Below are 17718 nucleotides of genomic sequence, written 5' to 3'. Positions count from 1 at the left end.
AGTTGGATAACAAAATATGCGAGAACGCGTTTTGGTGTAAAATAAATCAATTAGGCGATTGCAAACCTAATGATTATTAATTATATGTACCCCTTAAATTTTCAAAAATGCTTATCAAACAAATTCGGGCTTTAACATTATCAATTTTGTGCCTGTATAGCGGTGCAGCATTAGCCAATGATCTTAAAAACAACAATCAGGATACTGTAACTCTAAACGTAAAAACAGCCGGCGCCAAAGGTGACGGAGCAGCTGATGATTTTGATGCTATAAATAAGGTTTTAAAAACAAATCAAGGTCCGTTAAAAGTGTATTTCCCCGCAGGAAGGTACCGCATTACCAGGACCCTGACAACTACTTATCCCGGTACTGTGTTTACCTTTGATAAAGGTGCAAGGTTAGTGATAGCCGGAAGTTTGAACGGAGGAATTAAAATTGCCAATGACTATTGCGATGTTAGAAACGGCTACATTGAAGGCAATGGGCAAACCGCAGATAACGACCCCAGTCATGGTTTTGGTGTGATGTTATTTGGCGCTTCGCATTGCAAAATTGTTAACACAACCTTTGATAAGGTAAGCGGCAATAACATTGCGGTATACCATAATAATACCCAGGGTAGTTCTTATAACTTAATAAAAAACAACACATTGATCAATCCTGCATATAGCAGGTTGAAAAATATTGACGCAGGAGGTATAATGCTTGGTTACTCGGGCGATAATTACTTCCACACTTACAATGTTGTAGAAGGGAATACAGTTGATGGAAATGGTGTTTTAGCGATAGGTGTGGGAATTATAGGGCATGGTAAAAATAACACGTTCAAAAACAATGTTATAAAAAACTGCCTGCGCTATGGTATTATAGCTTACAACCATGTTTATACTACAATGACTCTCCAGAGTACTTCTATTTTGTATAATAAGGTAAGTAATATTGGTAATGTAAATAGCTCCGAACCCTGGGGAATGGGTATTTATTTGATGCAATCACATTATTCAAAGGTCATAGGCAACACGGTAAGTAATACGTTGCTCAACACCGATAATAGTAACATTTTGCCTCCCGGCGCTATATCATTAAATGGATGTATCAGTTCTCTGGTAAAAGACAATAGCATACTCAACTCGCAAAAATTTGGGATCGCAATAAGCCAGAGTTATAACACTAATATAACCAACAACATTATTGATGGGGTTAAAAAGTCTGGTTTATATATTCTAAATACCAGTTTTAACAGTATTACCGGAAATACCATCAAAAATATTGGTGAGTATGCCGTATTGGGTGCTTTTTACTACACCGGGCTGCCCGCTTTTAATTATTTTAATGTTGAAAAGTACAAGCGCATGGTTACAGGAGACAGTATCACTATAAGTAACAATAAGTTTTATTGCAATTCTGATAAAGTGTTTAATATCCAGGGAGATAATGCAGATCCGACTAAAAATAATCCGGGTACGCTTTTCAGGAACAGCACAATAACAAATAACACCTTTTACAGGCCTTCAAGTTCACAGGACTTTATGATCCTGAATAAATTTGATAAAAACACCATTAACACTAAGGGGAACCACTTTCTATTGAAAACTAATTAGTTTTCAATATCAAAGATTTGATTTAAAACTTGCTTATGCACCAGGCGGGAAAACTTTGCATGGTATAAATGTTTGATCCTTTCAGAGAGTTCCTGCTTGTTTTCCAATTCAAAAAATTGGTTAATGGCCTGTGCCAAGGATGTAGCGTTATTAGGTTCACAATACAAAGGATAGTCACTGCCAAGCATTTCTTCGATAAATCCAACCTTTGTTGTAACAATTGGTAAACCTACACTCATTGCCTCGAGTAACACCAGGGGAAATCCCTCGTTATGAGAGGGGCATATAAAAAGCTGTGCTTGTTTTAATTTTTCAAACTTCACGGCACCGTTAATGGCCTCGTGAATTTGAACGTTTGATGTTTGTTTGGCTTTGGCTATGATGCTGTTATAAAAATCAGGATCAGATATATTGCCGTAAGCATCAAGGCTAAACTGTGTTTGAGGAAGCAACTTCAGTGCATCAAGTAACTCCGCTAACCCCTTTTGAGGGATATAGTTTGAAATATTTATGAGCTTGTAAGGAGCAGTTTTAAGGCCATAGACCGGTGTATCAACTTCGTATTCAATTGTATTATATATAACGCTTTTTTTGGCATCCGCAACCGGAAAAACTGACATTTGACCGCGAGCTAAAAGCAAAAATTTATCAGTGTTTTTTGATACATAATCAAACAAGAGCTTGTTGATACGGCTGCTGTAAAAAGAATTAAAATCACTCCTGTGAACGTGTAGGATCACCTTTGAGCTTTTAAATTTTCTGCGGAATAGAAAGATACTGATGGCGTTTTTTAATATCCCGAATAGCGATTGGTACAGGATGGTGTAAAAAATGTCTATATGCGGTCTGTGTGACACTTCACGATTAAACTTTACGCATGATCTTAAAAAGGTGAACATCTTTTGCACAGAAAATCTGTCATGAAATTTAAGATCACTAAACTCCTCAACTACAACAACATCAAATTTTTCTTTTAAAAAAGTAAGATTAATTTGATTTGAAATACTTACGCCATGATTGGTTTTTGGAGGTAATTCGCCGAAAAAAATCAAAGTTTTGTTGTTGCCTGTTGTATCGATCATGAAAGATTAAATTTAAACCACCGAGTTTATAATTTGAAGCTGCGCGTACGGGTTGTAATATTTATCGATAACTGCGTAACAATTTTTTTTGATTTCACTTTTATCGTAATTGCTAAACCAACGGTTCAATGTCTTTACCAAACTATTCACGGGGTTATCCAGATCAAAAAAATCGCCTGTAACACCCGGCACAATGCATTCATGCTCTGGCCCTTGCTTATCAAAATTATTATGCGTTATTACAGGTATGCCATAGGTCATGGCGTGTATTGCAGTGAGGCCCACTTCTCCGGGAGATACGATAACATCTGTTTGTGACAGCAGGTTAAATATTTCCTCTTCCTTGTAACTTGGCCCGTGAAAATAAAAGCGATCACTTAAACCAAGTTGGGCCACCATTTCTTTAAGTTGCGGCAGAGCATCCCCATCACCAATAATGATAACATTGCACGGAAAAGACTTTGCCGCATCAATCAAGATATCAAGTCGTTTTTGCTTTAAGACCCTCCCTATGTAACCTATAACAGGGAGGCTTTTATTCTCAAACTCAAAAATCCTGTCAGCCTTTTGCTCTCTGATGGTTCGTTGCTTATCATAATCTAAAGAATTGTAAACAACCGTTATCTCGGCTTCCTTAAAACCCTTATCGATCATTATATTCTTGCCCCTTTGGCCGTATACAAGATACTCATGAGCAAGTTTGTAAAATGTCGACCTTAAAAAGCCCATTATACCAGGCTCATTCTTCAAAAAGCCATGTGTCCAAAAAATGATTTTTTTACCACGCAGCCTCCACAATATTGCAGCTATCCATGTAGATAAGTAGTAAACTGTACCAAGTAAGATTATGGTATCGTAGTTTTTTTCCTTTAAGTGCTTTAGCAAACCTTTTTGCCACATAAATCTGTTAAAAAACCAAATATTTTTTAACTGAACCCACCTTACGCCGCCCTCATTTATTGGCTTATCGTTTAAGCTCACATCAGCCAGCTTAAGTGGGATATTCATGTTTATGCCAGTTATTACAGTGTAATCATGCTGTGTTGAAGCAGAAAGCATATTATAAATTGGCTGCCTGTAAACTGGAAAACAGTTAGAAATTATTGCTACCTTTTTTTTATGATTGCTGTATTTATCCATGTAACCAGGCGATACGCTTTTTATTAAGTTATTATTATTTAAGTTTTTCCAATCGGCGTTATCAGGCACGACCAAAAATTTTTTGCTCTACAGCAGCTTATTTTTTATCAAATACTCCCGCATTGTTGCTAACATAATGTGCATTTACCGCGGTGATGGTAATGTCATTTAAAGACTCATTTACATCAAACAAAGTAGAATCGTTGGGGCTTAAAACCGGCAAATGGTACGAGTAATACTTGGTTTTTACAACTTTGGTGCCCTGTAACCGGCACATTGCGTTGATCCAAACATCATCTGCTGTTGGTGCCAACTTTATAAAAAGGTCTTTGTTTAAAGCATCATCACTTAAATGCCTTTTATTAATCAAAACGCCACCTCCCGTACCAAAAAAAATGTCATCGCGCGGTTTTGTTTCAGTAATAACCAAAGGCCACGATACATAGGGCTTCAATTTGTCCAGGTCGTTCCACAGCATTGTTTTACCAAATTGTGCAATCACACATTGCGGGTTTAGGTCGGCATATTTCCGCATATCTTCTATCATAGTAGAACGATAAAAAATATCGTCATCTATTAACACTATATCATGATCCGGATATTCGGTAAGGGCATAATAATATTTTTTGTGCGACCGAAGGTCATTTGGCATGATTCTGATCTCAAGCCCCCGCTCTTGTTGTGCTAACAAACTGGCCGGGAGCTGTTCCATATCAGAAAATTGATCTGCGGAAAGCCATAAAATAATTTTTTTAGGCGGTAGTGTTTGGCGTAAGATAGTTTCAATTACGATCCACAACCTATTGATCCTTTTAGGAAAGGATGTTAGAGAAACAATTACCCCGTTACTGTTCTCTGAATAAGTTTTTAAAGAATATTTTTTGTTGCCTTTTGTTAATTTGAAATAAACGGGAATAAAGTTGTTGGCAACTATTCTGATTATAAACCTTAATGCCGAATAAAGCCTGATCTTTTTAAAAAACGGTACTTTGTTCGCTGTGGATGAATACAAATAATCAAGCAAATCAACTATCATGAAGCTTTAAACGTTTTAATCCTTGTGAAATACCACAATGGCCCAACCCACATGATCATGTAAAATATACTCGATAGATAGGTGTTGTTAGCAAAAGTTAACAGGAGTATATTTCCTACCGCAATGAAAACTATTTTAGATAGAAAGTCATTATGGATGATGGTATAACTCCAGCTTGCACCAAAGCAATAGCCCAGAAAAAGCATAATAAAAGGAACCCCCACAAATGTAAAATCAGATGCAAACCAAGTGTAGGCCGAATGCCAGTTTACTAAAGGGTCCACACCCTTCTCTCGTAGCCTGAACATGTAAGTATTGGGCCACACATCTACATTGAAAATTTTGGCGAACTCTATGATAGCGGGGTTGTTGCCCATAAAAAAGGTTGACCGGTAATCCAGGTCAAACGCTAAACAAGTATGATAGTATCCTTGTGTTAGGTATGATACCATGTACATGTAAGTATCATGCAAAGGTTGAGGAATAACTGCAAAAACAGGAGAATATTCGTTTACAGTAGCAAGGCCTAACTGAAATTGTGAGTAATCATTGAAAGTGGAATTATCACGTCTGTTACCCATAATGTAGGAGAAAACAGAAACACTTGTAACAAGCATTACGATTACTAAGAATATAAAGAAAACTTGTCTTTTCAAGTCAAATTTAACGGTAGATAATTTATAGATCACAGAGAAAACAAAGGTTGTTATCATAATGATAACACCGAAATTAGTACCTCTACCCAACCAAAAAAACATTTCGGCTGCCACAAAAAACAAGAAAAGAATCTTTTTTATTTTATTGAGCTTGCTCCAATGTGTGAATCCAACGATGAAGAACCCCTGATTTATCACAGCCGTAATAAAATAAAGAGACCAGCTAACCGTGTAGGGCCTTGTACTATCTAATGATAGCTGATACCCTAAGTGAGAATCATAGAGCCCTATAGAAAGGAAATAAAACATGCCTTTGATATCCAAGATCTGAAATCTTAATATATAGGCATATTTGATGAGTACTGTAACTGCGTAAAAGCCAAATAAAAAATTTAACTGTTTGGCCGTTAACGCCCTTAAGGATTTAGCCTTAAAACGCTTTTTTGCTATTTTTTTAAAGCCCTGCTTGTATCCCACGTACACCATTAATTGGCATAACATCGAAAAAAAGAAAAACGCAAGTAAATTATCTGTCTTCCAATCCATTGGCGCTGTATAAAAAATAAACAGCGTAAACAAATTAAAGCCTATTACAATGGATAATGGTAAATATCTAATATTAAATATTTTCATGTTATAACCTATTTGATATTTACCTGTAGAAAATTAAACACCATACAATTTCTACTCACTTCTCTGAGTTACTCTATTTCTGATCAATTTAGATGGGTTCCCCCCAATTATACTATATTCAGGAAAATCCTTACTTAACACACAACCGGCGCCAACTATCGACCCCTTTTTCACCGTACGACCCGGAGTAAATATTACCTGTCTTCCTATCCATACGTCATCCTCAATTACGGTAGGCATTTTTTTACTATGGCCTTGTTGTATCATCGGAATATCGGTACGGCTAAAATCGTGGTTGGCATCTAATATATAACATTGCGGCCCCATCATTACATCTCTTCCTATCGTAATTTGCCCGGATACAACGCAATCTATACCTATACCTGAGTTATCGCCAATACAAATATCCAACCCGCTGCCGAAAACTGCGCCATGCTCGATGTTTACATTTTTACCACACTCCTTAAAAATACGGCGACAACAGCTATACCTCAGTTTTTTGGCTAACTTACCAACAACAGGTGTTGTGCTTGCAGGCAAGTGCTTTAAAATAGCGTAGTATATGATTATACATAAAAACCGTGACGCCTCAATTTCTCTGCCTTTAATTTTCATTATCAATAACCTTATTTATTTCGGCAACAACATTTTCCAATTTAAATAAATTGATAACCTCTTCCCTATCAGAAAAATCAACTTTATTCTTAGTATTAATGGCTCTGCGCATTGCATTAGTGATTTCCTCAACATTATGCCCGCATTGCAGTATCGATCCTATGTTTTTAAATATCTGATGTGAAGGACTATTGGTTCCTGTTTCTGATATTATAACTCTGTTTATGTTGATGTAGTTGGTTATTTTACTTGACAGGAATATGTCATCTTCAAGCTCTGCGTCTATATCCAATAAAGCAGTTGCTCTTTTATAAAACGGTGTCAGGTCCTTTGCAAAAGGATGCACAACAATAGCCTTTCTTTCATCAGCAGTAAAGTTGCTTAAAACCTCTTCATTCAATTTAGTTCCAACAAACTCAATTACCACATTAGGGTATTCTTTAAAAACATTTCTGAAAGCAGCTAAAATGTAATCTATCTTACGGGGGCCATATATTCCACCTGTGTATAAAAACATGTTACTTTCATCGCCTAATTCAGGATATTGTTGAACTTCACCAAAACTCGGATTATATATTACTCCTTTAATAATATTCTTTTTTGGCTTAAATGTAGTTGTCTGATATTTCAACATTTTATGGTTCGCACTAAAAATGCCATCCACAGATCTAAAAAGATTTGCAGCAAGCTTTTTTATACTCTTGTAAAACATGTCGTTCTTTAACCAACCTACAGGTGGCGGGATAGCATCTACCGAATAAACAAAATGTCGGATACCAAGCTGCGAGGATATTTTATTCCCTGCCATTGCAGCTGCATAATGCCCATAAGAAGCAAAGCTAAACACAAGGTCGTAGTCATTCAAATTACGGCGCCTAACCTCTGCTGCAGTTTTTTTTGCCCAAATTTTAGCTGATACATCAACCGCAAATAAGGTTAGCAGCAATTTTGATATTTTGCTATTTAAATGTGTAAGCCGCAGATCAATAATGTTCTTTACATCTGAAAGGTCTACACCCGGGTCATAGTCTGAAGTAATTACATCTATCGTATGATGTTTTGACAATCCGTAAATAAGTCGTTCAAACACTATTCCTGGTGCTGTACGGCCTACATTCATGGTAATGATCAAAATCTTCATCGTGATAACTACTTGTTATAATTAGGGTATAAGCTATTGTTGCTATCTATCCATTGCTTTTGCTCCAATAACATATCTTCATAAGAGGGTACTGCAAAATCAAACACGGATGAAACCTGTAAAGATTTATCTACTTTTTTACCCTCAACCTTATTAACCTTTAAGTGCGGCAAGTTCCAAATTTTCTGAAATAGCGCTAACAGATCATACTTATTGATCTTTGCGCCGTTGGTTACATGTAACAAGCCGGTTAATTTGTGTTCTATAGCTTGCTTTATTGCTTTAGCTAACTGCAGGGTTGTTATCCCCCCCCAAATTGCGGCAGTAAATCCATTGATCTCGCCTTTTTGGTGCATAAACCAATCAAACAGGCCTTCTCCTTTATCTTTAAGCTCCGGCCCAATTATAGATGTCCTAAGCGTCAAATGCCTTTCATCTTCTATTTCACCCAATGCCTTGCTTCGCCCGTAAGTATCATCTGCATCTTTAAATTCAGACTCACCGTAGTTCCCCTTCTTTCCTGAAAAAACACAATCTGTACTGATATGTATCAGTGTAGCCTCTACATCCTCACAAAGTTGTTTAAGGTAATGTGGCATAAAGGCGTTTATGTAAATAGCATTTGCGGGGTTATTGGCCGAGCCTTTTATCAAAACCCCCACACAGTTAACCACATAGTTTGGTCTAACATCGTCAATGAGATCTTTGAGCGCTTTTTTGTCTGTCACATCAACGATCAAGGTATCGTCGGTAAACTTTGTTCTGTATGAAACGGGTATCACATCGTAACCTTGCTCTTTTATCAAGTGATAATATACCATGTGTCCGGCCATACCTGTTGCCCCAAGTACCAATATCCTCTGCTTATTCATGTGTAGGTTTTTTCCAAACGGTTCTGTTGATGTAATCTGTATAAGAGAGTATTATTCTCAAAACTTTCTTTGAAACGTTATCTATTTCATAGTCTTTAACCATACGTATCGCATTGTTATTTTCAGCAAATTGGCTGGTAACAACATTAATTGAATCTATTATACGTTCGGCATTTAAACCAGACATGATCAGCGTTCCTTCATCCATACCTTCCGGGCGTTCGTGCGCTTGCCTGATGGTAATAGCCGGGAAATTTAAGATAGACGATTCTTCGGTTATGGTACCACTGTCAGAGATTACGCAAAATGCATTTCGCTGCAGCTTAATATAATCTATAAACCCGAAGGGTTTTAAGAAGCTGATATTAGGATTAGTATTAACAATATTTAAATGCTCTAATTTTTTTCTGGTTCTGGGATGGGTAGATACGATTATCTTTTTTCCGTATTTATCAGATATCGCATTAAGGGAAGCTAACAGATCCTGAAAGTTTTTCTCATTGTCAACATTCTCTTCTCTATGTGTGCTAACGATGAAATACTCACCCGCCTTTAAATTCTCTCTCTGTAAAACATCACTTGCCTCAATAGATTCAGCATGATGATCAAGCACTTCGCGCATTGGAGAGCCGGTTTTAATAACTGTTTCAGGTTTCAGGCCCTCAGCAATTAAATAATTTCGCGCATGCTCAGACAGCGGCATGTTAATATCACTCAAGTGATCAACAATTTTGCGATTTATCTCCTCGGGCACTCGTTGATCAAAGCACCTGTTACCAGCTTCCATATGGAAAATAGGGATCTTTTTCCGTTTTGCTGAAATTACGGCTAAACAACTGTTGGTATCACCGTATAACAAAAGGGCATCAGGCTTAACCTTGTCAAACAGCTCGTCAGACTTGCTAATAACATTTGCTATAGTTAAAGCCGCATTTTCACCGGCTGCATTCAGGAAATAGTCAGGCTTTCTGATACCCAGGTCGCTGAAAAAAATCTCGTTAAGCTCATAATCAAAGTTTTGGCCTGTATGAACAATAATATGCTCAACAAACTTATCTAACTCTGCTATAACCCTGCTTAGCTTTATAATTTCGGGGCGTGTGCCCACTATAGTCATTACCTTCAACATATGCTATTATTTACAGCGCTTTAATAATGTCTAACTTCAACAGCATTTCTTTCATTTCTTCCACATTAAGCCTACGGGTGTTGTGCGAGTGATAATCATCAAACTCGGCAACTTTCTCTTCCCCCTCAACAAAATACTTGTCGTAATTTAGATCACGGCCATCGCAAGGGATGCGGTAATAATCTCCAAGATCATGAGACTTTGCCAACTCCTCACGGGTAACCAGCGACTCATAAAATTTTTCACCATGCCTTGTACCTATTATTTCTATTGCTTCCTGTTTATCACAAAGTTCATGTAAAGCTTTAGACAAAACCTCTAAGGTTGCCGCAGGCGCTTTTTGAATAAATAGGTCACCGTTTTTACCATTGTTGAAAGCAAACAGTACCAGATCAACCGCATCTTCAAGGGTCATCATAAAGCGCGTCATGTTAGGATCGGTTATCGTTATCTTTTTACCTGCCTTTATCTGATCAAGCCAAAGCGGGATAACAGACCCCCTGCTGCCCATAACGTTACCGTACCTGGTACAGCAAATTACTGTTCCACTATCTTCACTTATTGACCGCCCTTTAGCTATCGCAACTTTTTCCATCATTGCTTTGCTTATACCCATTGCATTTATGGGGTAACAGGCTTTATCAGTACTTAACACAATTACATTCTTAACCTTATTTGCAATGGCAGACTGAAGCACATTCTCGGTACCAAGAACGTTTGTCCTAACAGCTTCAAGCGGAAAGAATTCGCATGATGGTACTTGCTTCAATGCTGCTGCGTGAAAAACGTAGTCAACACCATCCATAGCATTATCAACGCTGCTTCTTTCTCTCACATCACCTATATAGAATTTAACACGCGACGATTTAAGCTCATGACGCATATCGTCTTGCTTTTTCTCATCACGACTAAATATTCTTATTTCTTTTAAATCAGAATTTAAAAATCTTTTAAGAACAGCATTACCAAATGAGCCTGTTCCTCCTGTTATCAGAAGCACTTTGTCTTTAAACATCGCTTAGGTTTTTTTTAAGTATTTTTTTATAATATAAATTCTTTATCGCCTGTTTTTCAAAACTGTTAAGCCCCAAAAACACAATCAGTATAATAATGGAGAATGACGAAACTACACACGTAAAAATAAATTGCCAACCCTGGTTCGTGAGTAATGAACGCGTATACCAGGTTGCCATAAAAGCAAGAATTGCCACCATTACAGCTTGTAATAAAACTGTTTTGGTAAAACGAAACACAGGTAACGAAGCAATATCTTTAAGAATGCCTAATCTGGCTATCAGGGCAACGATCGTAAAACTGATGGAGACCAATACCGTAACTTGCGGCGAAAACCCCATTTTAAGCAATACGTAAGATGTAGGCAAGTTTAAGAGCAGGATGCCGCTTATGACTAATTGATATCTCCTTATATTACCGGTAGCCTGCGCCAAGCTTTGTAATGCCCCTGAAATAGAGCCAATCAATACATCGAGTAACACAAGTTGGGTAAATGTCACGGTGTATGACGGAACCGTTTTTAACCACAACTGTAAAATAAATTGCGCTTCAACTATGATCGGAAGCGACAAAAACAACAATAGATAAAACGAAAACTTAGACGCGGCAAACACAAGATTTAATGTTTCTGATATTTTATCCTGTGCGTAGGCTTTAGTGATGGCGGGGTTTACCGCAACCTGAAAATTGGTTACAAAATTGGTTAACGCCCCTTGTACCTGATAGGCTATCCCGCGCGCAGCATTTACCGTTGGGCCAAAAAATATGTTCAGTAAAATGTTAACGCCCTGGTTGTAACCAATGCCCGCACTAACACCAAGCAGGTTCCAGCTTGCGAAGCTTCCAAGTCTGTTAAACATTTCCTTATCCCAGATAAGCTTGTACTCGCTACACTCAACAAAATGTTTTTTGCAGTATATGCCCTCAATTATCCTTATGATCACTGCAACCAAAAAAAGCAATATTGCATAAACTATTAGTTTATCAAAATGACCATATGTTAATATGAAAGCGATAGCAAGTTTTGCAAAAACCTCAAACAGCCCTACAAAAGCGTACAAATTCATACGCTCGTTAGCTATTATTGCCGCGTTGTAAGGAACACTGATTACCGTAACTATAAAAGCAAAGATGGTAAATTGATAAACCCAATTTGCCGCGTACATGCGCTGCGCCGGGATATGTAGGTAGTGGTTCAAAAAGTACAGCCCAACCGTTTCTGCTAATATCAATACAATTACTGCTATAATAGCATGCACTGTACTGCTCATGTTAAAGGTTTTTCTTAACTGCGTAATATCATTTTTGCCCAATTCAAAGGTTAAAAACCTTTGTGTAGAAGCGGTCATGGCGCTATTAAAAAAACCGAGCATTACAATTATACCGCCAACAACGTTGTAAATGCCAAAATCCTGCACACCCAAAGCGTTTAAAACCACCCTTGATGTAAACAATGTTACCAGCATTGATAGCAACATCCTCACATAAAGCACTAATGTGTTTTTAGCTATTTTTTTGTTAGTGCTATTATCTGGCATTGCGGCTATAATTAAAACAGATACACGGGCAGTTACAACCTGCCATCTACGCTTTCTCTATCCAGGCAAGCTTTGGTATCGTAAATAACACTATTAGGTTTTCTGATGGACGAGTAATCAAAATTTAAGAATTCTGTATGAGCAACAGCTACAACTATAGCATCAAAACGCATGTTTTCAGGCAACTTATTAAGCACTTTCACATTGTACTCGTGTTCAACCTCTTTGGCATCTGCTAACGGGTCATATATCAAAACGTTTAAACCAAAGTTTTTAAGTTCATGGTAAATATCAACAACACGGGTATTTCTTACATCAGGGCAGTTCTCTTTGAATGTGATACCCATGATAATAGCATCGGAGTTTTTGATCTTCATGTCCTTTTGTATCATCAGCTTAACAACCTTGTCAGCCACAAAAGCACCCATCTGATCGTTAACGCGCCTGCCGGATAATATAACCTGCGGATGATAACCTAAAGCCTGAGCTTTATGGGCAAGATAATAAGGGTCTACACCTATACAGTGACCGCCAACCAAACCGGGTTTATACTTTAAAAAATTCCACTTCGTGCTTGCCGCTTCTATAACATCGTTGGTATCAATACCTATTCTATCGAATATCAAAGACAGCTCATTTACGAAAGAAATGTTAACGTCGCGCTGTGCATTCTCAATAGCCTTTGAAGCTTCTGCCACCTTTAAGCTTGGTGCCTTGTGAGTGCCGGCAACAATAATTGATTTATATAACTGGTCAACAATTTCTGCAGCTTCGGGTGTGGAACCACTGGTAACCTTTTTAATTTTGGTTAATGTATTCAGTTTATCGCCCGGATTTATCCTTTCGGGAGAGTAGCCCACAAAAAAGTCCTTATTGAACTTTAAACCTGAGAATTTTTCTAAAACCGGCACACAATCTTCTTCAGTGCAGCCCGGATATACAGTAGATTCATAGATAACAAAGTCGCCGGGTTTCAATATTTTGCCAAGCATTTCCGAAGCCTTTAACAGAGGCGTTAGATCAGGTGATTTAAACTGATCTATTGGTGTTGGCACCGTTACAATAAATACATTATAATTTGCAAGAGCATTTGTATCGTATGAGAAGCTGAGTCCGTATTCCAACCCATTAGCTTTTGCCGAAATAACCGAATTCAGTTCATCTAAATTGGCTTCCTGGGTCCTGTCTTTGCCGGCACTCAATTCAGCAACCCTGCTTTCATTGATGTCAAAACCTAACACATCATATTGCTTACTAAATTCAACGGCTAAAGGCAAACCTACATAGCCTAAACCAATGATTGCAATTTTAAAAGAAGGATTATTTGTAGTATCCATTTATAAGAGATGTAAATAATTTAGTGATTATACAGGATTTTGTTTGTATGACTATTATTCATAGTAGCCACCGTAGCCGTAACCATAACCGTAGCCGTAACCATAGCCATATCCGCCTTTGGTATCAATTGAGTTCATAACCAGGTTAAGATTTTTGAATTTCTTTTGCTTGTTAAATTGCTCTATTATCGGGATGTGTATTTTGGCAGTGTAATTATGCCTTACAACAAATAGCGTTGTATCAGCAAACTGACCAAGTATTTGTGCATCCGTTACCAAACCCACCGGAGGTGCGTCAAGTATAACGTAATCAAAATCATTTTTAAGATCTGATATCAGGTCGCCTATTCTACCGTTAACGAGCAACTCTGCCGGATTTGGAGGGATAGGACCACTTGAAATAAGATAGTAATTTTCCTGGTGTGGTATAGGCCTTACAATGTCCTTTACAGCAACTTCACCTATCAAATAATTTGACAGACCTCTATCATTACTCATTTCCAAACCACCATGCAGCTTAGGCTTTCTTAAGTCAAGCTCTAATATTACTACCTTCTTTCCGGACATTGCCAAACTGGCCCCAAGGTTTAGGGATATGAACGATTTACCTTCGCCGCTAATGCTTGAGGTAAATAAGATCACCTTTTGGTCCGGCTTAGGTATAATAAAATTAAGGTTGGTTCTTAAGGCCCTTATCTGTTCAGATACCATTGATCTTGGCTTTGCCGATACCAGTAATGGTGAACGATCCGTTGAGTGCGAAATTTCTGATATGATAGGTACGCGGGTATTCCGCTCAATATCAGCCTTTTTGGTTACTTTGAAATTTAGCAGATCTGCAAAATAAATTATAGCCGCCGGCACGGCGAAACCTATCAGCATGAACAATAGGAAAATAACCTGCCTAACAGGCTTAACAGGTGCCCTTGTGCTGGTAGCTGCATCAATTATTCTGCTATCAGAAGCTGTTGATGCAAGGGATATCTCAGTTTCTTCTCTTTTTTGCAATAAGTAGGTGAATAACGTGTTCTTGATCTCCTGTTGTCGCATTACATCAATTAAACCGCGCTCTTTACTTGGCACCTGGCTAATGATATTGTTAAACATATTACTTTTGCTCTGCAATTGCCTTTTTGTGGTTAATAATCCATTACGTAGGCTTTGTAGCGATTGGTTTATACCTGTTTTAACGGTTTTAATTTGCTCGTTAAGCGAGGTGATAACCGGGTTTGTTTCCGGTATAGTTTGAAGCAGGCTTTGTTTTTTTAGCACCAATTCTCCCAATTGATTAACAAGCGCAGTGAAGGCAGGGTCGTCAATACCGAACATTGCCGGTACCTGGGTATCCTCGGTACCTGAATTAGAAATATACTTCTGCATGTTATCCAACACGTTCAGTTGTATATTGATCTTGCCCAGATCAGAATCATTCCCTTGTACTCCCTGTAAAAATATCTGCGATTGGGCGCTTATATCGGTAATTTTATTACCCGACTTGAAGTTTTCAACTTTCTTTTCAGCAACCCCTAATTCCTCTTGTAACTTGTTTAACCTATCTGTTATAAAAGATAAGGTTGCAGCGGTAACCTGGTTTTTATCCTCTATGGCAGCTTTATTGTATTCAGCTACTAAACTGTTTAGGATGTCTTTACCTCTTGCAGGTATAGCATCTTCAAGTGTTATGATCAAAACAGTAGCTTGCTTGCTTACTGGCGATACGTTTATCTTGGCGTTGTAACTTTCAATAATGTATCTTATATCAGTAAACTTAACTTGATATTTATCCTTAAAAACAGATGGAGGAACGTCAGCGTTAGGGGTTATTAATACCAAACCTGATTTAATAGTTACAGGGGTATTTACCGGATAAGTTTTGCCATCTATTTGAATTTGAGTAGGATTGATCATATTGACGTTGTATATCGTCTTATAATCATCCTCATCGCCACCCGGCTTCAACAATTCGATCTTAAACGGAAGACCCGAGTAAAGCTCCTGCCTTCTGATACTTTTATTTGTGAAGTATGACGTGGTTAAGTTCAGCTTTTTTGCAACCTTTTCTATCAATGTTCTCGATTTAATGATATTCATCTCATTATCGATGATCTTATCAGAGGAGAACATGTCGAGGTCTTTCAACAGATCATTAGAGCCGCCTAAATTGCTCTTATTATCTTTTATTAAAAGGTCAGTTTCAATTTTATAAACAGGTGTGCTGAATTTAAGGTAAACAACGGCCAGCGCCATCGCAACTACAAATGACAACAAGAACCACTTCCAATATCTAATGTATTTGAAAAGTATTTCGCGTACGCTCTGCTCATGAACGTCGTTTTCGAAATCAGTAGTTAAACTATCGTTATTTTGCATTTTAAGAACTTGGATCGGTTATCTTTTACTGTAAACAAATATGATAGATAGGAAAGATAGGGCACTTAAAATTATCGGAAGTATTTGATAAGTTTTATCGGTTTGAGCAATCTTTCCTTTACCCGGTTCAACGTAAACAATATCATTTGAATGCAAATAGTAGTACGGAGATGAATATACTTCCCTCGTGTTCAGGTTTATCCGCCCAAACTCCTTCTTTCCGTTATTGTCCCTTACAATCAGCACGTTGTCACGTTTACCAAAGATTGTGATATCTCCAGCCATACTTAATGCTTCAGGCAAGGTCACTTTCTCATTTGGGATCACGTAAACAGAAGGCCTGGCAACCTCACCCATTACCGATATTTTATAATTTAGAAAACGAACGTTAACGGTCGGTTCCTTCAAGTAAGTTTTAAGTCTGTTTTTAATAGTATCCCGCAGCTCAGAGGTAGTACGGCCGGCAGCTGTAATTTCACCAACCAAAGGTAACTCGATCCTGCCTTGCGGATCTACCAGAAAACCCGGGGCTGAGCTGCTTGCAGGTGACTGCTGCCCTACTGATGGCGTTGAATTGCCTGAGCCTGCTGTTTCAGAAGCTAATCCGGGCGAAGGAGCGTATGGATTAAAAAAACTGCTGGCAACAGGGTTTAACGAGCTTACGTAAATTGATAGTATATCGCCCGATTGAATTTTAGGCACATAAGCTTCTGCAACTCTAATGGTATCTTTACCATTAATATCTTTTTGAAAGTAAGCTATTTGTTTCTGGCTAACGCATGATGATAACGACGCTATTATGAAAGCAAAGAAAAGTACTTTAAGGTAGAGCCTTTTTTTCATAGGTTGTGGTATTACGGGCGCAAAATTAGATTTTTTTATCGAATAAACTAACGTAAAGTCATGTATGCCAATAACTCCTAATTGAGATATTGAAAATAATGCAAAAGAATCAAGTTGCAAAATTTAAATTTTATCAACTATTTGCGCATCGCCTATGTAAATTTCCTAATGGGGGTATAAGGAAGTGCTCATACAAAAACGCGTGCAAGATAATTGTTTTAACCTAATTAAAAAAATCATCTTTAAGGTCGTCAATCTCCCGTCTGTCGCGTTTTGTAGGCCTGCCTGTGCCTCTGTCGCGCGTTAAAACTGGTGCATGAAACATTGATTTAAAAGCGGTAGTTTGTTCTACGGGGGTAATATCTTCGTAGAAATTTACAGCCGTTTTGGCATCTACCCTGTTCTCCAGCAAACCGGTTATTTTTATCACTCGCTTCTCCGGGCCTTTTGATACCGTGTATACTTCACCTATTTTTACTTCGTGAGAGGGTTTGGTATTATTGCCATCCAATTTCACCCTACCGGCTTTACAAGCGTCGGCAGCAAGCGTACGGGTTTTAAATACCCTTATTGCCCATAGGTATTTATCTATTCTTAATTTATCTTTCTCAGGCATATCTTAACATCGATCAGTGCTGCACATGCTGACACCCAAATAAACTGCGTTGTTACAATTAAATTGTTCAATTTTTAAAAATCGCATTCAGGTGT

15 protein-coding genes are annotated in these 17718 nt (G+C 37.9%); 1 reads left to right on the top strand and 14 read right to left on the bottom strand.

From position 1 onward, the window contains the following. The first annotated feature begins 107 nt into the window (after positions 1 to 107). Positions 108 to 1601: a NosD domain-containing protein gene (locus tag INP83_RS08100; RefSeq protein WP_219127010.1), complete on the top strand. Its 1494-nt coding sequence runs from the start codon at positions 108 to 110 to the stop codon at positions 1599 to 1601. Here INP83_RS08100 and INP83_RS08095 read toward each other — a convergent pair. From INP83_RS08095 to INP83_RS08030, 14 genes are all read right to left on the bottom strand, one after another. After that, positions 1598 to 2278 carry a glycosyltransferase gene (locus tag INP83_RS08095; RefSeq protein WP_219127009.1) on the bottom strand — a complete coding sequence of 227 codons (681 nt, stop codon included), beginning with the start codon at positions 2276 to 2278 and terminating at the stop codon, positions 1598 to 1600. The two genes, INP83_RS08100 and INP83_RS08095, sit on opposite strands and share 4 nt — an antisense overlap. Positions 2279 to 2695: 417 nt before the next feature. Then, positions 2696 to 3691, bottom strand: a complete 996-nt coding sequence (locus INP83_RS08090; protein ID WP_219127008.1) for a glycosyltransferase — start codon at positions 3689 to 3691, stop codon at positions 2696 to 2698. 229 nt (positions 3692 to 3920) lie between these two features. Next, entirely contained in the window at positions 3921 to 4535 is a 615-nt protein-coding gene (locus INP83_RS08085) for a hypothetical protein (RefSeq protein WP_219127007.1), read from the bottom strand. Positions 4536 to 4855: 320 nt separating this feature from the next. Next, a complete protein-coding gene (locus tag INP83_RS08080) occupies positions 4856 to 5440 on the bottom strand; it encodes a hypothetical protein (protein WP_219127006.1) in 585 nt (194 codons plus the stop codon). Between the two features lie 759 nt (positions 5441 to 6199). Continuing rightward, positions 6200 to 6688 carry an acyltransferase gene (locus INP83_RS08075; protein WP_219127005.1) on the bottom strand — a complete coding sequence of 163 codons (489 nt, stop codon included), beginning with the start codon at positions 6686 to 6688 and terminating at the stop codon, positions 6200 to 6202. 64 nt (positions 6689 to 6752) lie between these two features. Further along, on the bottom strand, positions 6753 to 7904 hold the full coding sequence (locus INP83_RS08070; protein ID WP_219127004.1) for a hypothetical protein: 1152 nt from the start codon (positions 7902 to 7904) through the stop codon (positions 6753 to 6755). 8 nt (positions 7905 to 7912) lie between these two features. Then, complete coding sequence (locus tag INP83_RS08065; RefSeq protein ID WP_219127003.1) at positions 7913 to 8776, bottom strand: SDR family oxidoreductase; 864 nt, start codon at positions 8774 to 8776, stop codon at positions 7913 to 7915. Beyond that, positions 8769 to 9905 (bottom strand): non-hydrolyzing UDP-N-acetylglucosamine 2-epimerase, encoded by a 1137-nt coding sequence (gene wecB, locus INP83_RS08060; protein WP_219127002.1) that lies wholly within the window; start codon positions 9903 to 9905, stop codon positions 8769 to 8771. Before wecB ends, INP83_RS08065 begins: the two co-directional genes overlap by 8 nt. 10 nt (positions 9906 to 9915) lie before the next feature. Continuing rightward, complete coding sequence (locus tag INP83_RS08055; RefSeq protein WP_146268820.1) at positions 9916 to 10920, bottom strand: polysaccharide biosynthesis protein; 1005 nt, start codon at positions 10918 to 10920, stop codon at positions 9916 to 9918. Continuing rightward, the gene (locus INP83_RS08050) at positions 10913 to 12457 is read right to left on the bottom strand and encodes a hypothetical protein (RefSeq protein ID WP_219127001.1); all 1545 of its coding nucleotides are present in this window, start codon (positions 12455 to 12457) and stop codon (positions 10913 to 10915) included. The genes INP83_RS08055 and INP83_RS08050 overlap by 8 nt, the downstream gene beginning before the upstream one ends. Before the next feature lie 32 nt (positions 12458 to 12489). Then, complete coding sequence (locus tag INP83_RS08045; protein WP_219127000.1) at positions 12490 to 13794, bottom strand: nucleotide sugar dehydrogenase; 1305 nt, start codon at positions 13792 to 13794, stop codon at positions 12490 to 12492. A 54-nt stretch (positions 13795 to 13848) separates the two neighbouring features. Next, on the bottom strand, positions 13849 to 16164 hold the full coding sequence (locus INP83_RS08040; RefSeq protein ID WP_219126999.1) for a tyrosine-protein kinase: 2316 nt from the start codon (positions 16162 to 16164) through the stop codon (positions 13849 to 13851). An 18-nt stretch (positions 16165 to 16182) separates the two neighbouring features. Further along, positions 16183 to 17007, bottom strand: a complete 825-nt coding sequence (locus tag INP83_RS08035) for a polysaccharide biosynthesis/export family protein (protein WP_219126998.1) — start codon at positions 17005 to 17007, stop codon at positions 16183 to 16185. A gap of 223 nt (positions 17008 to 17230) precedes the next feature. Continuing rightward, the gene (locus tag INP83_RS08030) at positions 17231 to 17623 is read right to left on the bottom strand and encodes an RNA-binding S4 domain-containing protein (RefSeq protein ID WP_219126997.1); all 393 of its coding nucleotides are present in this window, start codon (positions 17621 to 17623) and stop codon (positions 17231 to 17233) included. Positions 17624 to 17718: the final 95 nt, after the last annotated feature.

Origin of the sequence: Mucilaginibacter sp. 21P (genome assembly GCF_019331605.1) — a bacterium.
GTDB lineage: Bacteria > Bacteroidota > Bacteroidia > Sphingobacteriales > Sphingobacteriaceae > Mucilaginibacter > Mucilaginibacter achroorhodeus.
The sequence above is the reverse complement of the archived record's forward strand: the minus strand, read 5'-3'. Positions and strand labels throughout refer to the sequence as shown.